The 5,575-nt window shown below is 60.0% G+C and carries 5 protein-coding genes; 4 read left to right on the top strand and 1 reads right to left on the bottom strand.

Annotation, left to right across the window (positions count from 1 at the left end; genetic code table 11):
• Nucleotides 1-178: 178 nt before the first annotated feature.
• The 3 genes from ACRESD_RS05175 (at nt 179) to dctM (ending at nt 3,227) form a co-directional block, all read left to right on the top strand.
• Nucleotides 179-1,162 carry a TRAP transporter substrate-binding protein gene (locus ACRESD_RS05175; RefSeq protein ID WP_431749940.1) on the top strand — a complete coding sequence of 328 codons (984 nt, stop codon included), beginning with the start codon at nt 179-181 and terminating at the stop codon, nt 1,160-1,162.
• A 152-nt stretch (nt 1,163-1,314) separates the two neighbouring features.
• Nucleotides 1,315-1,947, top strand: a complete 633-nt coding sequence (locus ACRESD_RS05170) for a TRAP transporter small permease (protein ID WP_431749939.1) — start codon at nt 1,315-1,317, stop codon at nt 1,945-1,947.
• Nucleotides 1,947-3,227 (top strand): C4-dicarboxylate TRAP transporter large permease protein DctM, encoded by a 1,281-nt coding sequence (dctM, locus tag ACRESD_RS05165; RefSeq protein ID WP_431749938.1) that lies wholly within the window; start codon nt 1,947-1,949, stop codon nt 3,225-3,227. Before ACRESD_RS05170 ends, dctM begins: the two co-directional genes overlap by 1 nt.
• Nucleotides 3,228-3,345: 118 nt before the next feature.
• Here the strand turns inward: dctM and ampC are convergent, their stop codons facing one another.
• Nucleotides 3,346-4,488 carry a class C beta-lactamase gene (gene ampC / locus ACRESD_RS05160; RefSeq protein ID WP_431749937.1) on the bottom strand — a complete coding sequence of 381 codons (1,143 nt, stop codon included), beginning with the start codon at nt 4,486-4,488 and terminating at the stop codon, nt 3,346-3,348.
• A gap of 120 nt (nt 4,489-4,608) precedes the next feature.
• Here ampC and ACRESD_RS05155 point away from each other — a divergent pair, with 120 nt between their 5' ends.
• Nucleotides 4,609-5,487, top strand: coding sequence for a LysR family transcriptional regulator (locus tag ACRESD_RS05155; protein ID WP_431749936.1), 879 nt, complete (start codon nt 4,609-4,611; stop codon nt 5,485-5,487).
• The last annotated feature ends 88 nt before the right edge of the window (nt 5,488-5,575 follow it).

Raw genomic sequence — 5,575 nt, 5'->3', positions numbered from 1 at the left:
CACGATATACCGACTGAACCACCGCCATCGGGAGCAAGCCCCCTCCCACAGGAATCTCCATTGTTCTTGAGGTTGGCGTTCAGCTTGGCCGAACGCAGGTATCTAAAATTCGAAATTCACTACACGCATCACATCAGGCACCTTGCCTGACAACACAACAATAAGAAGGTGATTTCCCATGCTCAAGCTTTCCCGGGCGCTGCTGTGCGCCGCCACCTTGTTTGCTGTGGGCCTGGCCCAGGCGGCAGACCCGATTGTGATCAAGTTCGCCCATGTGGTCGCCGAGAACACCCCCAAAGGCCAAGGCGCGCTGCTGTTCAAGAAGCTCGCCGAAGAGCGCCTGCCGGGCAAGGTCAAGGTCGAGGTGTACCCGAACTCGTCGCTGTTCGGCGATGGCAAGGAAATGGAAGCACTGCTGCTGGGCGACGTGCAGATGCTTGCGCCGTCCCTGGCCAAGTTCGAGCAATACACCAAGCAGGTGCAGATCTACGACTTGCCGTTCCTGTTCAATGACCTGGCCGCTGTCGACCGTTTCCAGGCAGCCCAAGGCAAGGAACTGCTGACCTCGATGCAGGGCAAGAACATCCTTGGCCTGGCCTATTGGCACAACGGCCTCAAGCAGCTGTCTGCCAACAAAGCGCTGCATGAGCCCAAGGATGCCCGTGGCCTGAAGTTCCGCGTGCAGGCCTCCAGCGTGCTCGAAGAGCAGTTCAAGGCGATCCGCGCCAACCCGCGCAAGATGAGCTTTGCCGAGGTCTACCAGGGCCTGCAGACCGGCACCGTCAACGGCACCGAGAACACGTGGTCGAACTATGAAAGCCAGAAGGTCAACGAGGTGCAGAAGTACTTCACCGAGTCCAACCATGGCCTGATCGACTACATGGTGATCACCAACGCCAAGTTCTGGAACGGCCTGCCGCCGGACATCCGCAGCACCCTGGAACAGACCATGGCCGAAGTCACCGTCGAGGTAAACAAGCAGGCCGAAGCGCTGAACCAGTCGGCCAAGCAGAAGATCATCGACGCCAAGACCAGCGAAGTCATCGAACTGACCCCCGAGCAACGCGCACTCTGGCGCGAAGCCATGCGCCCGGTGTGGCAGAAGTTCGAAGGCGAGATCGGGGTGGATCTGATCAAGGCGGCCGACGCGTCCAACCAGTAACACCGGGCCCCTGTGGGAGCGGGCTTGCCCGCGATTGCAGTCTGTCAGTTGATACAGCTGGCGCCTGATCCACCGCTATCGCTGGCAAGCCAGCTCCCACATTTTGACCCGGTTTCCACCCTGACATCATTCCCGCTTCGCGAGGTTTTGCCATGCAAACGCTAAGGCGCGTCTGGGAGCACCTGGAGGAAGGCTTTATCGCCTTCCTGCTGGCGGCCATGACCCTGGTGACATTTGTCTACGTCATGCTCAACAACATCTACACGCTGTTCTTTGCCCTGGCTGACAAATGGGCCTTGAGCAGCACGTTTTTCAACTTCCTGGGCGACCACACCATGACGTGGGCCCAGGACATGACCTGGAGCGTGGCGCTGACCAAGGCCATGTTCGGCTGGCTGATTTTCTTTGGCATTTCCTATGGTGTGCGGACTGCCGGGCACTTGGGCGTGGACGCCCTGGTCAAGCTGACCAAGCGCCCGGTGCAACGCCTGCTCGGCATGCTCGCGTGCCTGTGCTGCCTGGCCTACGCCGGGTTGTTCATGGTCGCCAGCTACAAATGGGTCGGCGCGGTAATGACCGCCCATATCGGTGCCGAAGACCTCGACCAGTACGGCGTCGACGTCGGCGACATCGTGGTGATCGTACCCATCGGTTTTGCCCTGGTGTTTATCCGCTACCTGGAAATTTTCTACCGCATCTTTACCCACCGTCAGGTCGGGTTGGGGCTGGCTGACGAGGCCGGTGAGGCCAGCAAGTTGGCCGGCAGCCACGAGGAGCGTCACTGATGGCCGTGCTCTGTCTGTTTTTGCTGTTGTTCGTGTTCATGTTCCTCGGCGTGCCCATTGCGATTTCATTGGGGTTGTCCGGCGCGATGTCGATCTTGATGTTCAGCCAGGACTCGGTGAGTTCCCTGGCGATCAAGCTGTTTGAAACCTCCGACGCCTACACCTTCCTGGCGATCCCGTTTTTCCTACTGTCCGGCGCGTTCATGACCACCGGCGGCGTGGCGCAACGCTTGATCGATTTTGCCAACGCCTGTGTCGGGCATATTCGCGGTGGCCTGGCCATTGCGGCGGTGTTGGCGTGCATGCTGTTTGCGGCGTTGTCCGGTTCGTCACCGGCAACCGTGGCGGCAGTGGGTTCGATTGCCGTGGCGGGTATGGTGCGCTCCGGATACCCCAAGGAATTCGGTGCGGGGATTATCTGCAACGCCGGCACGTTGGGCATCCTGATTCCGCCGTCGATCGTGATGGTGGTGTATTCGGCGGCCACCGAGACTTCAGTGGGCAAGCTGTTCATGGCCGGGGTCGTTCCAGGGTTGCTGCTGGGGCTGATGCTGATGGTCACGATCTACATCGTCGCGCGTATCAAGAAGCTGCCGGCGCAACCCCGTGCGACCTTTCGTGAGTGGCTGACCTGCGCACGCCGGGCCTTCTGGGGCTTGCTGTTGCTGGTGATCATCCTCGGCGGCATCTACAGCGGCATGTTCACCCCGACCGAAGCGGCGGCCGTGGCGGCGGTGTACTCGGCGTTCGTGGCGTTGTTCGTCTACAAGGACATGAAGCTGCGCGATTGCCCCAAGGTGCTGCTGGAGTCCGGGCGCCTGGCGATCATGCTGATGTTTATCATCGCCAACGCCATGCTCTTCGCCCACGTGCTGACCACCGAGCAGATCCCGCAGGAAATCACGGCCTGGGTGATCTCCGAAGGGCTGACACCGATTGGTTTCCTGATCATGGTCAACGTCGTGCTGCTGGTGGCCGGCAGCTTCATGGAGCCTTCGGCCATCGTGTTGATCCTGGCGCCGATCTTCTTTCCGATTGCGATGAAGCTGGGCATCGACCCGATTCACCTGGGGATCGTGATGGTGGTCAACATGGAAATCGGCCTGGTGCATCCACCGGTGGGGCTGAACCTGTTCGTGACCTCGGCGGTGACCGGGCTGAGCCTGGGGCAGACGATCCGAGCGGCGTTGCCGTGGCTGATGATTCTGTTGGTGTTCCTGATCATGGTTACCTACCTGCCGTTTATCTCCCTGGCGTTGCCGCATTGGCTAGGCATGTAACGCGGTAAAAATGTGGGAGGGGGCTTGCTCCCGATGGCATTGAATCAGCCACGGATGAATAGGCTGATACACCGCTATCGGGGGCAAGCCCCCTCCCACATTTGTTTATTGTCAGGCTTTACTGGTCAAGCGCACTGAAGATCGCATGCGCCACTTTCACCCGTTCGGCGTTCGGGTAGTTCTTGTTCGCCAGGATCACCACGCCCATGTCCTTGCTCGGCACGTATGCCACGTACGCGCCGAAACCACCGGTGGCGCCCGTTTTGTTGTACAGCACGTTGGCCGGTTGTACCTGCGGGGTGTCCAACCATTCAGCCTTGTGAGGTTCCATCGCCATCGGCGTGGAGTTGCCGTCAATCAGTGCTTGCAGCGTGATGGGGTAGGGGTAGTACTCCCAGCCCAAGCCTTGGGTCATGCCGTTCACCTTGTAGTAGCCAGTGTGAGTGGTGGCAATGGCCTGTTGCAGCGGCTTATCCAGGTTTTCCGGGTGCATATTGGCGATCACATAGCGCGCCAGGTCGTGGGTGCTGGTCTTGATGCCGTAGGCTTCACTGTCCAGCGCGCCAGGGCCGACCCGGACGGGTTTCTGGTTCTTGTCGTAGCCTTGGGCGTATTGGCCCGATTGGTCGACGGGCACGCTGACGTAGGTGTTCTTCAAGCCCAGCTTGGGCAGCAGGGTTTTCTCCATGGCAACGTTGAAAGGCTGCCCCAGGCTTTGCGCCGTAAGGTAGCCGAACAGGCCAATGCTCGGATTGGAATAGAGTCGCTGTGTGCCGGGGGCGTAAGTCGGTTTCCATTGCTGGTAGTAACTGAGCATGGCCCCGGCGTTGTCGGCGGCGTCGGGAAATTGCAAGGGCAGACCGCCAGGCGTATAGGTCGCCAGTTGCAGCAGGCTGATGCGGTCGAAGGCGCTGCCGGCCAAGGCGGACAGGTGTTCACTGGCTTTGTCCGACAGTTTCAGCTTGCCGGTGGCCTGGGCATACCCGCCCAGGGTGGCGGTGAAGGTCTTACTCACCGAACCGATTTCAAACAAGGTGCCTTCGGTCACAGGCTTTTGGGTTTCCCTGGAGGCGACGCCGTAGTTGAAGTATTGCACCTGGCCCTTGCTGACGACGGCGATGGATAGCCCTGCGATGCCTTGCTGCTGCATCAGCGGTTCCACGCTGCTATCCACTACCTTGCGCAGGTCTGGCGCGGCCATGCAGGTACCGGCCCCCATCAATAAAGCTGAAATCAGGATTTTTTGTACATGACGATTCATGGTGATTGGCTTCCCTGTAGATGATCGAGGCCTGCGCAGGCGTCGCAAATCTAGGTGGATTTTACCGGCCGGGCAAACGATGATATTTCGCACCAGCCATTAGAAAAATTAGGGCCAAGCATGCTGCGTTCCCATTTGCCCCTCAATGCCCTGCGCGCCTTCGAGGCTTCCGCCCGCCACCTGAGCTTTACCCGTGCGGCCATCGAGCTGTGCGTGACCCAGGCGGCGGTCAGTCATCAAGTGAAAAGCCTGGAGGCGCAACTCAATGTCACCTTGTTCAAGCGCCTGCCCCGGGGCCTGATGCTCACCCGCGAAGGTGAAACGCTGCTGCCGGTGTTGCGCGAGTCGTTTGATCGCATCGCCCACACCTTAGGCCAGTTCGAAGGCGGGCATTACCGCGAGGTGCTCACTGTCGGTGTCGTGGGCACCTTTGCCGTAGGCTGGCTGCTACCGCGCCTGCCGGATTTTCAGCGTCGTTATCCGTTTATCGACCTGCGTCTGTCCACCAACAACAACCGCGTCGATGTCGCCGCAGAAGGGTTGGACTACGCGATCCGCTTCGGTGCGGGCGCCTGGCATGGCACCGACGCCTGCGAATTGCTGGCTGCACCGCTGAACGTGTTGTGTGTGCCGCAAATTGCCGAGCAATTGCAGGTGCCTGGCGACTTGCTCAAACACACGTTGCTGCGCTCCTACCGGGCCGATGAATGGACCCAATGGTTCCTGGTCGCCGGGCTGCCCGCCGACACCGTGGTGCCGCGCAGCATCATGTTCGACTCATCCTTGGCCATGATGGAGGCGGCACTGCAAGGCATCGGTGTGGCGCTTGCTCCCGCGATGATGTTTTCGCGGCAGCTGGAAAGCGATGTGATTCGCCAGCCGTTCGACATCGGCATTACCACCGGCAGCTATTGGCTGACGCGCCTGCAGTCACGGGCTGAAACGTCGGCGATGCTGGCGTTCAAGGGCTGGCTGAAAGAGGCCGCCGGGCAGGCCTGATATGAGCAGAGGTATCTAAACCATTGCCGACACTATGCCTTGGAATACTGAGCCCGACAGCAATGAGAACCCAGTGTGGGAGGGGGCT

This window comes from Pseudomonas sp., from assembly GCF_050739995.1.
Taxonomy (GTDB): Bacteria; Pseudomonadota; Gammaproteobacteria; order Pseudomonadales; family Pseudomonadaceae; genus Aquipseudomonas.
This window is presented reverse-complemented; position numbering and strand designations above follow the sequence as displayed.